15 protein-coding genes and 3 pseudogenes are annotated in these 14,313 nt (G+C 35.9%); 12 read left to right on the forward strand and 6 right to left on the reverse strand.

The features are described 5' to 3' along the window. Positions 1–60: 60 nt before the first annotated feature. Together FLK20_RS13195 and FLK20_RS13200 are read right to left on the reverse strand one after the other, a co-directional pair. Positions 61–300, reverse strand: coding sequence for a glutaredoxin family protein (locus tag FLK20_RS13195; RefSeq protein WP_152657057.1), 240 nt, complete (start codon positions 298–300; stop codon positions 61–63). Between the two features lie 179 nt (positions 301–479). Next, on the reverse strand, positions 480–1,223 hold the full coding sequence (locus FLK20_RS13200) for a phospholipase A2 family protein (RefSeq protein WP_152657059.1): 744 nt from the start codon (positions 1,221–1,223) through the stop codon (positions 480–482). Between the two features lie 152 nt (positions 1,224–1,375). Between FLK20_RS13200 and FLK20_RS13205 the strand changes: the two genes are divergently transcribed. The 4 genes from FLK20_RS13205 (at position 1,376) to FLK20_RS22285 (ending at position 3,491) form a co-directional block, all read left to right on the forward strand. After that, a complete protein-coding gene (locus FLK20_RS13205; protein WP_152657060.1) occupies positions 1,376–1,858 on the forward strand; it encodes a sigma-70 family RNA polymerase sigma factor in 483 nt (160 codons plus the stop codon). A gap of 5 nt (positions 1,859–1,863) precedes the next feature. Continuing rightward, positions 1,864–2,832: an anti-sigma factor gene (locus FLK20_RS13210; RefSeq protein WP_152657062.1), complete on the forward strand. Its 969-nt coding sequence runs from the start codon at positions 1,864–1,866 to the stop codon at positions 2,830–2,832. A 12-nt stretch (positions 2,833–2,844) separates the two neighbouring features. Next, on the forward strand, positions 2,845–3,120 hold the full coding sequence (locus FLK20_RS13215; protein WP_152657063.1) for a hypothetical protein: 276 nt from the start codon (positions 2,845–2,847) through the stop codon (positions 3,118–3,120). A 110-nt stretch (positions 3,121–3,230) separates the two neighbouring features. Then, positions 3,231–3,491 carry a YesK family protein gene (locus FLK20_RS22285; protein WP_152657065.1) on the forward strand — a complete coding sequence of 87 codons (261 nt, stop codon included), beginning with the start codon at positions 3,231–3,233 and terminating at the stop codon, positions 3,489–3,491. Positions 3,492–3,601: 110 nt separating this feature from the next. On the opposite strand, the pseudogene FLK20_RS13225 reads toward FLK20_RS22285, so the two are convergent. Beyond that, a pseudogene (locus tag FLK20_RS13225) lies at positions 3,602–4,021 on the reverse strand (transposase); the annotation flags it as partial. 347 nt (positions 4,022–4,368) lie between these two features. Continuing rightward, positions 4,369–5,559: a coenzyme F420-0:L-glutamate ligase gene (locus tag FLK20_RS13230; RefSeq protein ID WP_152657067.1), complete on the reverse strand. Its 1,191-nt coding sequence runs from the start codon at positions 5,557–5,559 to the stop codon at positions 4,369–4,371. Between the two features lie 170 nt (positions 5,560–5,729). On the opposite strand from FLK20_RS13230, the gene FLK20_RS13235 reads away from it, so the two are divergent. Both FLK20_RS13235 and FLK20_RS13240 read left to right on the forward strand, forming a co-directional pair. Next, a complete protein-coding gene (locus tag FLK20_RS13235) occupies positions 5,730–6,623 on the forward strand; it encodes a LysR family transcriptional regulator (RefSeq protein WP_152657068.1) in 894 nt (297 codons plus the stop codon). 85 nt (positions 6,624–6,708) lie between these two features. Continuing rightward, entirely contained in the window at positions 6,709–7,236 is a 528-nt protein-coding gene (locus FLK20_RS13240) for an STM3941 family protein (RefSeq protein WP_152657070.1), read from the forward strand. 125 nt (positions 7,237–7,361) lie between these two features. Here the strand turns inward: FLK20_RS13240 and FLK20_RS13245 are convergent, their stop codons facing one another. Together FLK20_RS13245 and FLK20_RS13250 are read right to left on the reverse strand one after the other, a co-directional pair. Then, entirely contained in the window at positions 7,362–8,591 is a 1,230-nt protein-coding gene (locus FLK20_RS13245) for a dicarboxylate/amino acid:cation symporter (protein ID WP_152657072.1), read from the reverse strand. Beyond that, the gene (locus tag FLK20_RS13250; RefSeq protein ID WP_152657073.1) at positions 8,569–9,438 is read right to left on the reverse strand and encodes a prephenate dehydratase; all 870 of its coding nucleotides are present in this window, start codon (positions 9,436–9,438) and stop codon (positions 8,569–8,571) included. Before FLK20_RS13250 ends, FLK20_RS13245 begins: the two co-directional genes overlap by 23 nt. A 360-nt stretch (positions 9,439–9,798) precedes the next feature. On the opposite strand from FLK20_RS13250, the pseudogene FLK20_RS22290 reads away from it, so the two are divergent. The 6 genes and pseudogenes from FLK20_RS22290 to FLK20_RS13280 all read left to right on the forward strand — a co-directional run. Further along, a pseudogene (locus FLK20_RS22290) lies at positions 9,799–10,032 on the forward strand (JAB domain-containing protein); the annotation flags it as partial. Between the two features lie 269 nt (positions 10,033–10,301). Next, the gene (locus FLK20_RS13260; RefSeq protein WP_152657076.1) at positions 10,302–11,606 is read left to right on the forward strand and encodes a serine hydrolase domain-containing protein; all 1,305 of its coding nucleotides are present in this window, start codon (positions 10,302–10,304) and stop codon (positions 11,604–11,606) included. A gap of 24 nt (positions 11,607–11,630) precedes the next feature. Beyond that, positions 11,631–12,275, forward strand: a pseudogene (locus FLK20_RS13265) (lyase family protein); the annotation flags it as partial. Between the two features lie 41 nt (positions 12,276–12,316). Then, positions 12,317–12,727 carry a GlcG/HbpS family heme-binding protein gene (locus FLK20_RS13270; protein WP_152657077.1) on the forward strand — a complete coding sequence of 137 codons (411 nt, stop codon included), beginning with the start codon at positions 12,317–12,319 and terminating at the stop codon, positions 12,725–12,727. Between the two features lie 577 nt (positions 12,728–13,304). After that, positions 13,305–13,442 carry an RNA methyltransferase gene (locus FLK20_RS13275; protein ID WP_152657078.1) on the forward strand — a complete coding sequence of 46 codons (138 nt, stop codon included), beginning with the start codon at positions 13,305–13,307 and terminating at the stop codon, positions 13,440–13,442. Between the two features lie 12 nt (positions 13,443–13,454). Next, positions 13,455–13,781 (forward strand): hypothetical protein, encoded by a 327-nt coding sequence (locus FLK20_RS13280; RefSeq protein ID WP_152657079.1) that lies wholly within the window; start codon positions 13,455–13,457, stop codon positions 13,779–13,781. The last annotated feature ends 532 nt before the right edge of the window (positions 13,782–14,313 follow it).

Genomic DNA, 14,313 nt, shown 5'->3' on the forward strand with positions numbered 1-14,313 from the left:
TTCTGTTTTTACCGGGTTTTGTCCCAGCCTCTTTTTCTAGTAATCATTTGAATTATTAAATCAACTACCTATGACATTTTTTATTTGTTCAGGATCAAAACCTTCAATGGTGTGTTTCGTTTCGTTGTCTTTGATAATTATGAATGGAATACCTTGTACTCCATAGATCCCTAGTTCCTGATCGTTTAGATCGTTATCTATATCTTTAAATTCATAATTATAAGCATTCTCAACTAACCATTTCTCTAATAGCTTACAATAAGAACACCATTTTGCTCCATAAACCATTATACTTTTCAAATAAAATACTCCCCTTTTAAAAACATTAATATATATAAGAGATACGACAATAGAAAAAATCAAAAATTATATAATTTATTTATGAAATATAAAAAGAAGCCCGGTAATATCCAGTTTTAAAATGAGCTCATCGGGCTTCTTTATCATCTAGTTATTCATTTGAAGTAGTATAAACCATATTATACAATAATAAAGTTACATTTAGCAGTGAAGAAAGCGTAAATAGAACTCTTAGCTATATTATTACCTTTTTGTTTCTTAACGCAATTAATTAAAGGTCTATCGCATTTAGAGCAACGACTTGATTTATTTTTTCTATAACAATCATCATGCGTTTTGCAGCACCTATCTACGCCGTTTGCTGGAGTTCCGCCCCCTGTTTGGTAGCCACATCCTTTACCACACCATTTGTATCCGCCTGGTAAACAAAAATCAAATACACCTTGTGGCTGAATTTGTACTGCAGTTTCTCCAGGGACATATGATGCTTCATTTGGCAATAATCCATCCTCTGCAGCAGCTTCTGCGATTTCTTTTTGCAGCTGTTCAGTATAAGCTGTTTCTTCAACCAGAACAACTTCGTTTTCAATAAACTCATATTCTTTAAAAACGACTTCTCCTTCTTCCTCAGCTAACTTGTCACCGACTACAACCTCAATTGTTGAATCGTCATAGACACCCTCTGTAACCACAATATTTAAATGATCTTCAATAAATAATTTAGTAGTTTTTGCAATGAAAATTTCATTTCCAGTGCCTGCAAAATCATAAGCGTAAGATTGAACAGCGAGATCATTAAGCGTTACATCTAGCCCCTGGGAAAGCTCATTGAAAAGAGTTTTTACTTTTTCTTTCTCTAACATTCTTTTCTTAACTTCAACCAATTCCTGACCTTCCAGGTATTTACCGTTTAAAAAATTCATATCTACATCTCCCTTAATTATTTTTCAGGTTAAAACCTGTTATTATCTAAAGAGATTTTTTTGGTAGAATATCAAAATAAATAATTTTTTATTAAAAACTTGAAACGGTTTTATCTGTTCATCCGTTTATAGGGAAAAGAAAGAGGGGGAACATGAATTCAATTGAGGATTTATTCAAATTATACGCGAACGATGTTTACAGATTTCTTTTAACAATGACAAAAGATGAACATGCAGCAGAAGACCTCCTTCAAGATACATTTTACAAAGCATTCATCAATATGGATGCTTACACAGGAGGAAATATAAAGGCTTGGCTGTTTACTATTGCCAGAAATACCTTTATAGATGATTTTAGAAAAAATAAACGAATAGTAGTAAGTTCTGACATATTTAAAGATGATAACGGGATGCAGTTCGCGCTAGAGGATATTGTAGTTACTAATGATATCGTTGACCATATTGCTGAAATTATAAATAAACTTCCTCTAAATCAACGAAAAGCAATCATTTTAAAGGATTTTAGAGGACTAACCTATGAGGAAGGGGCAGAGATTATGGAAATCAAATCATCTAACTTTAAGACCCTTGTTCATCGGGCAAGAAAGACCATTAGATTGGAGTATAAGGAGTGAGCTTTATGAGCCGATTTTCAGATGAGAAACTAACGGAAAGTAAACAAATGGATATTATTAAGGCATCTAAATTAAAAGCAAGGTGGAATACGATTCTAACGAGTTTAACAATTATCTTACTCATTATTCCGGTAACATATTTTTTGACTGTCACTTATTACAGTGTAACGAATAAAGCAAATGATGAAATTACTGCTACAGAAACAATGTATTCACTCACTAGGCCAAATCTTCAAATTGGAGATTTGGAAATGAAATCCGAAATTACACCTTTCTTTGGATTACATCTATCTGCGCCACTATACAAACAGGTTGGAAAAGAAATATTCAATACAGGCGATTATCAAACGAAAATAACACCCGGAAATAACCAAAATGTATCTGAGAATTTATTAATTAATGATGTACCAATGAATACGATGGACAAAGAGTTCGTTTTCCATTATCCAGATAATGATACTCCCTTACCAGAGTATTTAAATCAAGGATGGGAGCAGCTTCAAAATGTATCGGAAGGAACAGTGACTGAAGCATTCTTATCTTTAGATAGGTCTTACACATCAGAAGAAATTGAGGAAATTATATCTGATTATGATGTTGATTTAGTTTGGAACGCAGTTGATACGGGAGTTGAAAAAGAAATGGTAGACGAAGAAGGGCGTTTTGTTACGCCAATTGGCTACCCAGAGAATAATGAATTGCCAGCTAACTCTTCATTTGAAGCTGAAAATAATCAAGAGCTTTTTATGGAACAACTACAATACTTGAATAAGCATAAGAAATTGACAGACAGCATCCGAAAAGATATCTCTATAGCTGCACAGGAACGTTTAATTTATCTAGAAGAGAATGGCGTAGGAATCTATGGAATTGTTGTAACAGGACCATCAAAAGAAATTTTAGAAATGGAACAGCAGGCTGAAATAGAGGGAATTTACATTGGTGAAACGGAATTTTGGAACTGGAATAAATAGGAGGAGTATTAAATGCTAACAAAATATCGTATTTTCAATATAGTAAGCTTGCTTTCGGTTGCCATGGGGCTAGTTAGTTTGCTTATGATAAATATAAGTATATTGTACAATAACACGTTTTTATTAAACTTTATCCCGCAAGGTATTGGCCTTCTTGCGGGTATAATAGGTGTTTTCAACAAACAAAGTAAAAACTATGGACTATGGGGAGTTGCATTGAATGCTTCTACCCTTGTATATATATTTATTGTTATGGTACTAGGAGCAACAATTAATCCTCAACCATAATAAACAATCTTATAAACGCTTTAAATTCTTTTCTATAAATTGCATAATGGGGAGAATGTTAAAGTGATTGTTATTAAACGAAGGAGGAGGAACTCATAGCCGAAGGAATTATGGAGACATTATTCTATATTCTTGTTTTTGGGGTTGTTATATTCCTGCTGAGTATGCTTTTTAAAGAAAAGAGAATCGTCCCGCCTCTTACTATCATTCTTATCAGTATCGTGGCGTTTATCATAAGCATTCTCATTGGTGGCTGGGAAGGAATAGGCCTGGCATATATGAGTTTTAATGCTTTTACAGCTTCCATTATAAATATTTTTATCATGACTATTATTAACAAATCCAAGAAAAATAAAAAGCCTGGAAATTAATCCAGGCTCAGCTTGTAGAGAAAGTATGGTATTTTCTCTACAAGCTTTTTTATATGATTAAAATAACAAAGAAAAAAATAAGATAATCATGAAAACAAACTCCCATCTACCTATCCTTGCTTGGACAGGTAGATGGCAATCTTCTTCATGTTCTGGCAGGCTGCAGTGAGTAATACTTGCTCTCCCGCATTCTGCAATCCTCTCAACCTGCAGTAGCGAAGACCATGCAGTTCTTTAGAGTCTGCAAAACTTTGCTCTATTTTTTCTTTTCTAAATTTGTATAGCTTTTTCCCGGAAACGGATAACCGATTAGATCGTACTTGTTCTTTATGTTCTTCCCAAACATGCCGGGTGATTACTTTCTGATGGTTTTTCGAGCGGGTGCACTGTTCTAAAAGTGGGCAGGATATACACTTTTTCAGGTCTGATTTAAATTCTCTGTAGCCGTCTCGTGTCGTTGTTTTATATGGCAATTCTTCTCCATTCGGACAAATGTAGATATCCCGATCCTTATCATAACGGAATTTCCACTAATGTATTTATCTATTTTTCTAAAAAGAGAAATAGTGATGATTATTATCTTTATTATATGTGTCAGGCTTATCATAGGTAAATGGATGAGAACTGAAAGGATTTGAAGAATATAACCTTCTGGTTTTCTTCTAATAAGAGTTTACCATCTAGTAAGGTGAGGAGAACCTTACTAGATGGTAAACGAGGTTTTAGATAAAAAGTGAAGTTTTCCTAACGAGTCAAAAAGAGAACATACCATTATATAAGCACGCTCTCTTTCGAACACCCACCACCCTATAGAACACAGGACAAAGGAGTCACCCTCCCTCGTCCTATAAGTTTTTGCTGAGTGTCCTACCAACACCTATTTCGTATAATTATCAAAATACCCCTGAATAAACACAATCGGCGTCCCTTTATCCCCGCTGCCTGAAGTTAAATCAGACAATGAACCAATAAGGTCCGTCAGTCTCCGTGGAGTAGTTCCTTGCGCTTCCATCGCTCCGACTAAGTCATCCTGTTTCTCATCAATGTATTTAGAGATGGCTTTTTTTAGTTCTTCCCCTTTTAAGTTAGCAAATTGATTATCAGCCAAGTACTTTAATTTAATTTCATTCGGTGTTCCTTCTAATCCAGCTGTGTAAGCAGGGGAAACAACCGGATCTGCCAGCTCCCATATCTTTCCTACAGGATCTTTAAATGCTCCATCACCATAAACCATGACCTCAACCGTTTTACCTGTCTTTTCTTTTAGGATTTCTTGAATGTTATCAACGACAGGCTGACAATTGTGCGGGAATAGCTTTACACTATCCTCTGTTGCTTTATTGGAGCCCAGTAAGCCATAAGCCTCATTAAAACCGCTTCCGTCAATGGAATCAGAAAGAATATTATCGAGACTATAAATTTTTTCACCGCCATTAGCTGTTAAAATTCTTTTCGTTCTCTCCCGTGAATGAATATCACAGCAAAGTACGCTCTTTGTGTATTCCAAAATCGTTTTTGAATCATTTGAAAAGATTACTTCGCATTCTACCCCATATTCCTCAACCAGGGACTTGTAATAATCGATATAATCTACGCCTGTGAAGGTATGTTTGTTGTAGCCAAAATGCTCCCGAAATTGCTTTTCTGTCAGAACATCTGTCCAAGGGTTTATTCCTTTTTCATCAAGTGTATCTAAATCTACTAAATGATTGCCTACTTCATCGGCAGGATAGCTTAGCATTAACACGATTTTCTTGGCTCCTTTTGCGATTCCGTTAAGACAAACAGAAAAGCGGTTACGGCTAAGGATCGGGAAAATCACACCGATGGTATCATCCCCAAATTTGGTTTGAACATCTTTGGCAATATGGTCAATGGTGGCATAGTTGCCTTGTGCACGTGCCACAACCGACTCCGTAACGGTCACAACATCTTTATCCTGAATGGTAAAGCCTTCAACTTCTGCTGCTTTTAATACACTATCAACAACGATTTCTTCAATGCGATCCCCCGTATTGATGATGGGACAACGCAGTCCCCTGGCAATAGTTCCTACAACTCTTTCCATAATCATTCGCTCCTTCTTTGCAATCTGGCTATATTTATTCAAAGGTTCACTTTTTTACAAAGTTTCATCCTAATACACTAACAATCCAAACAGTCTCCTCTTGTAATATACGGCTTTTAATGATATAAGTAAAGTTAATATATCTAATATAGGGTATAAGGATGGATTATATGGTAGGCAAATTGGATTTATATTATCTTTTTTATACAGTTGGTAAAAATAAAAGCTTTTCCAAAGCGGCAAAAGAGCTATATATGTCACAGCCGGCCATAAGTCAATCCATGGCACAATTAGAGAAGGAATTAGATACAAAGCTTTTTAATCGGCTGTCTAAAGGTGTAACGCTAACGGATGAAGGAGATTTATTGTTTGAATATGTCAGTTCAGCACTTCAATTTATACAGGCTGGTGAAGAAAAGCTTTTAGAATTTAAAAATTTAATCATTGGTGAGTTTAAAATAGGGGTCAGTGATACCATTTCGCGATTTTTTTTGCTTCCCTATTTAGAAACATTTCATAATCGATATCCAAATCTCAAATTCAAAATAGTCAATGGGACAACGTGGGAAATCATCGCTGCCTTAAAAGCAGGAGAAGTGAACATCGCTATCTGTAATCTTCCCATTGATGACAAGTCATTAGAAGTAAAGCCTTTATTGGAAATTCAGGATACCTTTGTATATGGCGAAAAATACCGAAAAGAATTATCTAAGCCAATCAAACTGGAAGAATTGGTTAAGTTTCCGCTTATTTTATTGGACAATTCCAATTCCCGGAGATATGTTGAAGAATTTTTTCTTACCAAAGGAATTAAAATCCAGCCGGAATTTGAGTTAGGCTCACATGAATTGCTGTTAGAATTTGCAAAGATTAATCTTGGTGTTGCTTGTGTTACCAAAGAATTCTCGGAACAGTTTTTGAGAAAAAGCCTGCTTCATGAAGTAATCTTAGAGGAACCTATACCTAAAAGAAGTATCGGTATATGTTATTTAAAAAATGCTCCTTTAAATAGAGCTGCGGAAAGGTTTGTTGAGATTATGGAAGAAAAGATGAGAAATTTTTAATAGCAATAAATGTACCATAAGAAAAAGAGATCTTATATTTGAGAGCATATGAAACAACCATTTTGTAACCATAGGAGGTAATTAAATGAATGATCATTTTATTGTAATGGCAAAAAAGGGCAGGATGGTCATGCTGACTATTTTGTCTCTCGTGTTTGTTGCGCTGGGCATATTTATTTTATTAGTCCCGTCTAATGAACGAATATTACCCATGGTGATAGGGGTTCTTGCCATTTTAGTATTCGGACTTTGTTTCCTGTATTATGTTAAAGCACTTGTCGAAAGGGAGCCCGCCGTTATTATTACTAAAGAAGGAATTATAGATAATTCTAGTTATATTCGAGCAGGCCTCGTCAAATGGGAGGAAATTGAAACAATTGAATTTTTGAACTTTTCAGGTCAGATATTTCTTGGCATTTTTACATATGATCGTGAATTGATTATCAACCGATCAAGCGGAATGAAGAGAGTATTTAACCGATTAAACAAAGGGCTATTGCCATCTCAAGTTAATATTCCCTTTAAGAATTTGGATTGTTCTGCGGAGGAACTAATGAATGCTATTGAAGAATGTTGGGAAACGGGGCTGAAGGAAGAAAGTAAAAAAGAGTGAAGCCAAAAAGCTGTCAGCAGAAATGATTAGTAAATACATTAAAAAAAGAGGGATTTCACATCAACTCGGGTGCGAAATTCCTCTTTCTTTATTTGTGGCTGGCTATGTCCTGGCCTCTACATATTTTAAGTTTTCCGAGCTTTTAATTTTAAGCCCCGTTTTTCCTCCGATTTATCAATAAGAACTGCCGCTGCGGCATCGCCGGTAACATTCATGGTCGTATAAGCCATATCAAGTAATCGATAGATGGCTGCGATAGGACCCATCAATTCAATCGGCAGATTAAGAAGTGTCAGGAAGGATGCCCCGAGTACAATTCCGCCACCTGGAATACCAGGTGCTGCCATATTTAAAATCGTAGCAATAATAACGAGGTAAATAATCTGCCCGACACCGAGCGGAATATCGTAAAAGTCGGATACAAAGACAGCAAGTAAACTAAACGATACTGCTCCGCCGGCCATATTAATAGTCGTTCCCAATGGTACAACAAAGTTCGTAATGGATTCGGAAACTTTAAAATCATTTCTGGTTACTCGCATGGTTGTCGGCATCGTTACAGCAGAGCTTGTGGTGGATAGAGATACAAGCCACACCTTATAAATACCTTTAATAAAATCAATCGGACTGAGCTTACTATATAACCAGGCTGGAAGTAACATAACCAGGATAAATACGATAATACATGCAAAATATGCTGTGAAAATGTACAATCCAAGTGCAGAGAAAATACCGGCACCATATTCGGCAACAGCGAATGCCATCAGCGAAATAATTCCGATCGGTGTCAGTTCCATGATGAAATCAAGAATTTTAAAGATGACCTTGGACAAGCTGTTGATAAAAGTTCTGACTGGATCCGCCTCTTTTCCAACGACAACAATGGCTACAGAGAAAATAAGCGTGAATAAAATCGTTGCAAGAATATCCCCTTCCGAAATCGCTTGGAATAGATTACTAGGTACGATATTCATAAAGAAATCTGCAATACTCGGTTCGGTAACTTCACCGTCATATCCGACAGCATCAATATTAATGCTCTGACCAGGACGAATCAGGTAGGAAATGGCTAAACTAATGGCTGCTGTGGTAATAAACATGGCGACAAAGACAAAGATACTCTTAAAGCCGATTCGCCCGAGATCACTGGAGCTGCCAATATTAATAATACCAGTGGAGACGGCTACAAAAATAATGGGAATAATCATCATCTGAATTAAATTTAAGTAAATATCGCCGATGAATTTTGTTTGAATAGAGATCTCGGGTAAAAGTATACCAAACAGGATTCCGAGTCCGAATCCAATCGCAATTCGGGTGAATAAGTATTTTTTAGCTGTTAAAAGTTGTTTCATTTTGTAAGACTCCTTTGTATATTGGGATTTTACCTTTTTGGTAACTGCCTAAAATATTGATATATGTGCAGATATCTTTTAACTCTTTTAATGCCATATGGAGCGCTTCGTTACCAAGACCGTTGTCAATGTCAATAAAGAATCCATATACGAACGGTTTCGTTTGAATTGGCCGGGACATTAGGTAGAGCAAATTAGTATCATATTTTTTAAAAATATTTAAAATATCGCTTAGTGAGCCGGTGCTGTGATTGGCTTCGACATAAATAGATGTTTTATCTTGTCCGTGATTCACTAGAGCCTCTTTCTTTTTAAAAAATAAGAAACGTGTTGTATTGAATGGATTGTCGCTGATATTTTCCTGAATCACGGTCATGCCGTACAATTCTGCAGTATGGCTGCCTGCTATAGCGGCAAGGGTATAATCCTCTGCATGCTTCACCATTTCCACTGCGCCAGCTGTATCCATATATTCGTGGACCTCGATATGCGGGTACTGGCTTAAATATGTATAGCATTGTTCCAGTGCTTCCGGATGTGAATATACTTTTGTGATTTCCGACAGCTCCATTGGATGCTTTGTAATAAGTGCATGATCAATTTTTACATAGATTTCATCCACAGCTGTTACATCTGAATACTTTATTAAATCGATCGTTCTTGTAATAGGACCGCTGGTTGAATTTTCTACTGGCAGCGCAATATAGTCGACCTCGTCATGAAGCAATGCATCCACTAATAATGGAAAAGTAAGAAACCCTTTCGTCTGATAATTATTTTCTCCGCTGAACTTTCGGCATGCGACTGTACTGTAACTGCCTTCCACACCTTGATAACCAATTAACAATATACTCAACTCCTCTAACGATGAAAAAAAGACCATTTATGCTTCAGCCTCTGAAAAAGGAGAGAAACGAAAATGGTCCAGAAAATATAAAAAACCAGCCACTTCGATTTCTCCTGTGACTGGTTAAACATTTTTACATGCCAATCAGCCATCTTAGATATAGGGCATCTATATCTAAGATGGCATATAGACGCTATCTAAAAATAGCTAAAAAAGAAATGATTTAATTGTCGGGATGTATGCTTTAACATAACTATCACTCGAATCTTTTTAATTGTTAAATAAATTCTAACGATTTGTGTGTGGATTGTCAATAAGAATTGGCAGTATTCCGCTATTTGAAGTAGTTGTGAGTGCTTTGTTGTTGTCTGTTTAGATACTAAAGCCCGGCCAATGTCAGTAAATGTATTACATATAGGTGGCATTAACTCTAGCGTTTGCCATCAAAGAGAGGTTATTAAACCATCAATATTAAGCGATACTGTTTCCGTACTTGTTGAACATACACATCCGTTAGGTATTCCACAACCAAGCCAAGAGGACATGGCTCCGTTTTCTACGTTAAGCGTAATAATAAGGCATATCAATCCATGATGAATGAAAATTTTACAGGACTAAGGTTATAATCTATTTGTAAGCACATTAGACTCTCTAAAGCAAACCAAGCAAGAAAAGGAACAGGGCTTGGGTTATCCATTGCCAAAAGTTTAATGGAAAAAAATGAATGGAAGTCTTACTGCGGAATTTAGATAGGGATTAATTGATTATAAGGTATAGATGGAAAATCGGAAGTAAATGAGGTGTTTTTAGCTGAATTGAGGAGGGAATTAATTTAGGATTATTTAGCGGCAAAGGGGGATTATATGAGAGCAGAAGAACGGATAAGCAAATGGATAAAAAGGTACGAAGAAAACGGCTATATAAGTGGTTCCATTTTAATAGCTTCTAACGGAAATATGCTTTTAAACAAAGGTTTTGGTATGGCAAATTGGGAGCATTCTGTACTCAATAAACCTGCAACTAAATTTCGCATCGGCTCACTCACGAAGGCTTTTACATCCATGGGTATATATCAATTACATGAAGAAGGGAAATTAAATATAGATGATTGTATAGAGAAGCATCTTCCTGACTTTCCGCATGGTGATAAAATTACAATCTATCATTGTTTAACAAACACGTCAGGGATTCCTAATTACACAGGCTTTCCCGATTTCTGGTCTAAAACAATGAGACTCCCGATGACTTTAAACCAACTGATTGATTCATTTAAACATCTTGAATTGAACTTCGAGCCGGGCAGTAAGCTTGAATATTCAAACTCAGGATATGCATTACTGACAGCTATTTTAGAAAAGGTTTCAAGTATGTCCTTTGCAGAATACATACAAGCAAAAATATGTCTTCCTCTAGGTATGAAAAATACAGGCTGTGATAACGGGACGGATATAGTTCCAGACTTAGCTTCAGGCTATTCATTCTGGGAAAAACCAATTCACGCAGCATACGCAGATTTATCCTTTCCTTTAGGAGCCTATGGTTTATATTCTACAACAGAGGATTTATTCCTTTGGGATCAGGCATTAAAATCACCTCAGCTCCTTAGCAAAGAACTGATGGAAAAAATGTTTACTCCCAATTTTAGTTCATACGCTTCAGGATGGGTGGTATCTGAGATATTAGGAAGAAAATGCATGCACCATTTTGGAGATATCAGTGGTTTTTGCAGCAATTTTTTCAGATTTGTCGATGAACAGGTTACGATAATCTTTTTAAGCAATATGAACGTTACGCCTGTAACACATTTAATGCAGGAGATGGCAAAGGTAATTTTTGATGAAGAGGTATCTCTGCCGCCTTCTATTCAACCAATCAACTTTACGGACACAGAACTTATTGCGGGGAAATATATTGTTGAAAATGATGAGAGCAAAATTTTGGACATCACTTTAAAGAATGGTGAAGTCTATTTAACAGTTGCTAAAATGTACGGGGTGTTATATAAATTTAAAATTTTGCCAGTCAATCATAATGCATCAAAAACAACTTTTTTAACGGAAATGGTTAATGAGGAGCTTGTATTCTATTATTCATCGTCGGGTGAGGTGGATAGTGTAGAGTATAAGGATTTTATTGGCGATAAATATATAGGTTATAAGGAATTGTAGGTTCTAAATATTTTTTAACTAAAGGTGGGAATAGAGAATCTGATAGATGCAACACAAAACACAGATATCTACATAGAGGTATCTGCATCATTAAAAGTATGCATGATGAATATGTCTAAAATTTCCTCAGATTTAAGATTAATGGCTTCCGGTCCGCGATCAGGCTTAGATGAAATTGATTTGCCGCCCCACCAGCCGGGCTCTTCCATCATGCCGGGAAAAGTTAACCCTGTAATGGCCGAAGTGATTAATCAGATTGCCTTTCAAGTGATTGGGAACGATAATACCATTTGCCTGGCATCAGAAGCAGGTCAGCTTGAGTTAAATGTAATGAAGCCCGTTCTTGTTTTTAATCTGCTTCAGTCCATTAGTATTATGAATAATGGCTTTGCGGTTTTTACCAACTACTGCGTTTCAGGTATAAAAGCAAATGAAGAGCAAATGAGGCATTATGTAGAAACAAGTGTCGGAACGATTACAGCTATTAACCCGCATATCGGGTATGAAACAGCAGCAAAAATTGCCCGTGAGGCTATCACTACAGGGAAGCCTGTACGTGATCTCTGCAAGCAATATAGTGTGTTATCTGAAGAAGAATTAAACCAAATATTAGATCCTTACGAAATGACCAATCCGGGTATATCTGGAGCAGCTTTAATCAATAAATAATCTATTGACTATACAATTATCAAAACTTGGAGGTTATTACTATGAGTAAAGTATCATTAGAATTAGCCAAAGAAATTATTGCAGGTGCAGAGGAAGAAGCGAGAAAAATTGGTGTGTCTATGGTTATTTCCGTAGTGGATGAGGGTGGAAATTTGATTGCAATCCACCGGATGGATGATGCCTGGATAGCGAGCGTTGATATTGCACAAAATAAAGCTTGGACATCTGTTGCTTTAAAAATGCCTTCTGCTAACCTGGCTGAAGCTACAGTCCCTGCAGCGGAGCTTTATGGATTGAATACAACTAACAATGGACGACTTGTCGTTTTTGGTGGTGGAATCCCTCTTGTTAATGATGGAAAAGTGGTGGGGGCGGTAGGAGTCAGTGGAAGTAGCGTTCCTCATGATGTTCAAGTTGCGGAGGCTGGTGTTTGGGTGCTTAATAATAAGTAACTATCATGAAATGGATTAGGTGCATTTGGTAGGTGATACTTCATAAAAGTGAATAGAGAGAGGGAAGGAAGCTGCTGGGTTGCAAGGTCTAAGCTCTATTTAAAAGTTATGTCTTCGAACTCTGTCGTTTATTAACAGATAAATAACATCAAGGGGAAGTATATCCCAAAACCTGGCACAATAAAGTACGCTAAGCATACTTTATTGTGCCAGGTTTTGTTTATTAAAGGTAATAATTTTTCATGCTGTGTATATCTTGAATTTATTTAAAGAAGTGAAAAGAGGTTGATTATCGGGGGTGGAGAGGGAAGAAATACATTTTTGGATCTGGATATAGGTGTGTATAGGTTAAATGGTAGATTTTACTGGTAGATATGGTAAAATAGAAGGGTATTATAATGGGAAATATTATTTTAGTATAAAACAAGGTTTCAATGAATATAATGCTTGTCACTGTCGGGAAGTTGGAGGAGAAATACTTGAAGCAGGGTATGAGAAATATGAAAAGCGCCGGAGATGACGAGGAAAAGGTAAGGAATGAGAGCGTATTCTTGCATAGGTTTATCAGGGTGTTTTTGTGATTGACGGATCGCTTGTGATTAGTGAGGATGTGCAGAAGTGGAGTAGTCAGTCTTTGTCTTTTTCTAAGGTGACGTTTTTTCATCAGGTGAAGCAGTTGGTGTTGTTGAAGGATGTACGGTTAGTCATATCATAAGTGAGTAATGAATTGCAGGGATGCTTAAATGAGGTAAAAGAAGAGTTAGGAACAAAAGGTCCTGAAAGTACCGACAAAATTGAAAAAATAAACGGTAATCTTGAAAAACTAGATAAAGTACAAACAAAAGAAGAATTGATTGAATCAGAGTATTTAAATAAGATTAGAAGGTTTCTTGAAGAAATTATCAATCCTGATAGTTCTATTTCGAAATTAATAAGAGGGGAGATTAAACATGGATTCTCCATAGCACAAGATTTAGGTCAAAAGTATAACAATATTGCTGAGTGGTACGGCATACCAGTTATACCAAAAGTTTTATTAAAAAATCATGTTTGAAATATCTGTAAGGTATTGAAGTGATCTAATGAAAATGTAACCATGAAGGATAAATTTTTACCGAATGAATATTGATTTAATTAGGAATAGTAACTCTGATTTGTAAATAGTTATAGATATGTTTGAAGTAACGATTATTACACTTCTATATGTTTTAACTTACTTTGTGTAAAGATTTATATAAAGTGGGCCCTTTGTCAAGACACTAAATTTTTAAAAATAAGATGCTATATATTGAAAAAGAGAGAAACCAGGCAGAAGTAATACCAACCTTTGCAAACTGGTGATGAAGTGGATTTTAAACGACCGAATTTATGATAGATATCATATTATTTTTATAATTTGATGCTGAAGATGCAACGATGTTTACTTAAAAGGTCCTAGTAGAGCACTTATGGGTCTTTCAGTTAACTGTATAGAACGTTATATTTCGGTAATGTATCCTTTATCTGTTTTGTTAGGCATATATAAACAAAAAAGCAGGTAGTTTAGACACAGCGAAGAATTAATTTTGATTTAGTAATTAATGGAT

Origin of the sequence: Oceanobacillus sp. CFH 90083, from assembly GCF_009389585.1 — a bacterium.
Lineage (GTDB): Bacteria > Bacillota > Bacilli > Bacillales > Amphibacillaceae > Oceanobacillus.

Coding starts and splice junctions, on each gene's coding strand:
- FLK20_RS13200 (WP_152657059.1), bottom strand. CDS start 1,223: ATGAATTTTTTAAACGGTAAATACCTGGAAGGTCAGGAATTGGTTGAA.
- FLK20_RS13205 (WP_152657060.1), top strand. CDS start 1,376: ATGAATTCAATTGAGGATTTATTCAAATTATACGCGAACGATGTTTAC.
- FLK20_RS13210 (WP_152657062.1), top strand. CDS start 1,864: ATGAGCCGATTTTCAGATGAGAAACTAACGGAAAGTAAACAAATGGAT.
- FLK20_RS13215 (WP_152657063.1), top strand. CDS start 2,845: ATGCTAACAAAATATCGTATTTTCAATATAGTAAGCTTGCTTTCGGTT.
- FLK20_RS22285 (WP_152657065.1), top strand. CDS start 3,231: ATGGAGACATTATTCTATATTCTTGTTTTTGGGGTTGTTATATTCCTG.
- FLK20_RS13230 (WP_152657067.1), bottom strand. CDS start 5,559: ATGGAAAGAGTTGTAGGAACTATTGCCAGGGGACTGCGTTGTCCCATC.
- FLK20_RS13235 (WP_152657068.1), top strand. CDS start 5,730: ATGGTAGGCAAATTGGATTTATATTATCTTTTTTATACAGTTGGTAAA.
- FLK20_RS13240 (WP_152657070.1), top strand. CDS start 6,709: ATGAATGATCATTTTATTGTAATGGCAAAAAAGGGCAGGATGGTCATG.
- FLK20_RS13245 (WP_152657072.1), bottom strand. CDS start 8,591: ATGAAACAACTTTTAACAGCTAAAAAATACTTATTCACCCGAATTGCG.
- FLK20_RS13260 (WP_152657076.1), top strand. CDS start 10,302: ATGAGAGCAGAAGAACGGATAAGCAAATGGATAAAAAGGTACGAAGAA.
- FLK20_RS13270 (WP_152657077.1), top strand. CDS start 12,317: ATGAGTAAAGTATCATTAGAATTAGCCAAAGAAATTATTGCAGGTGCA.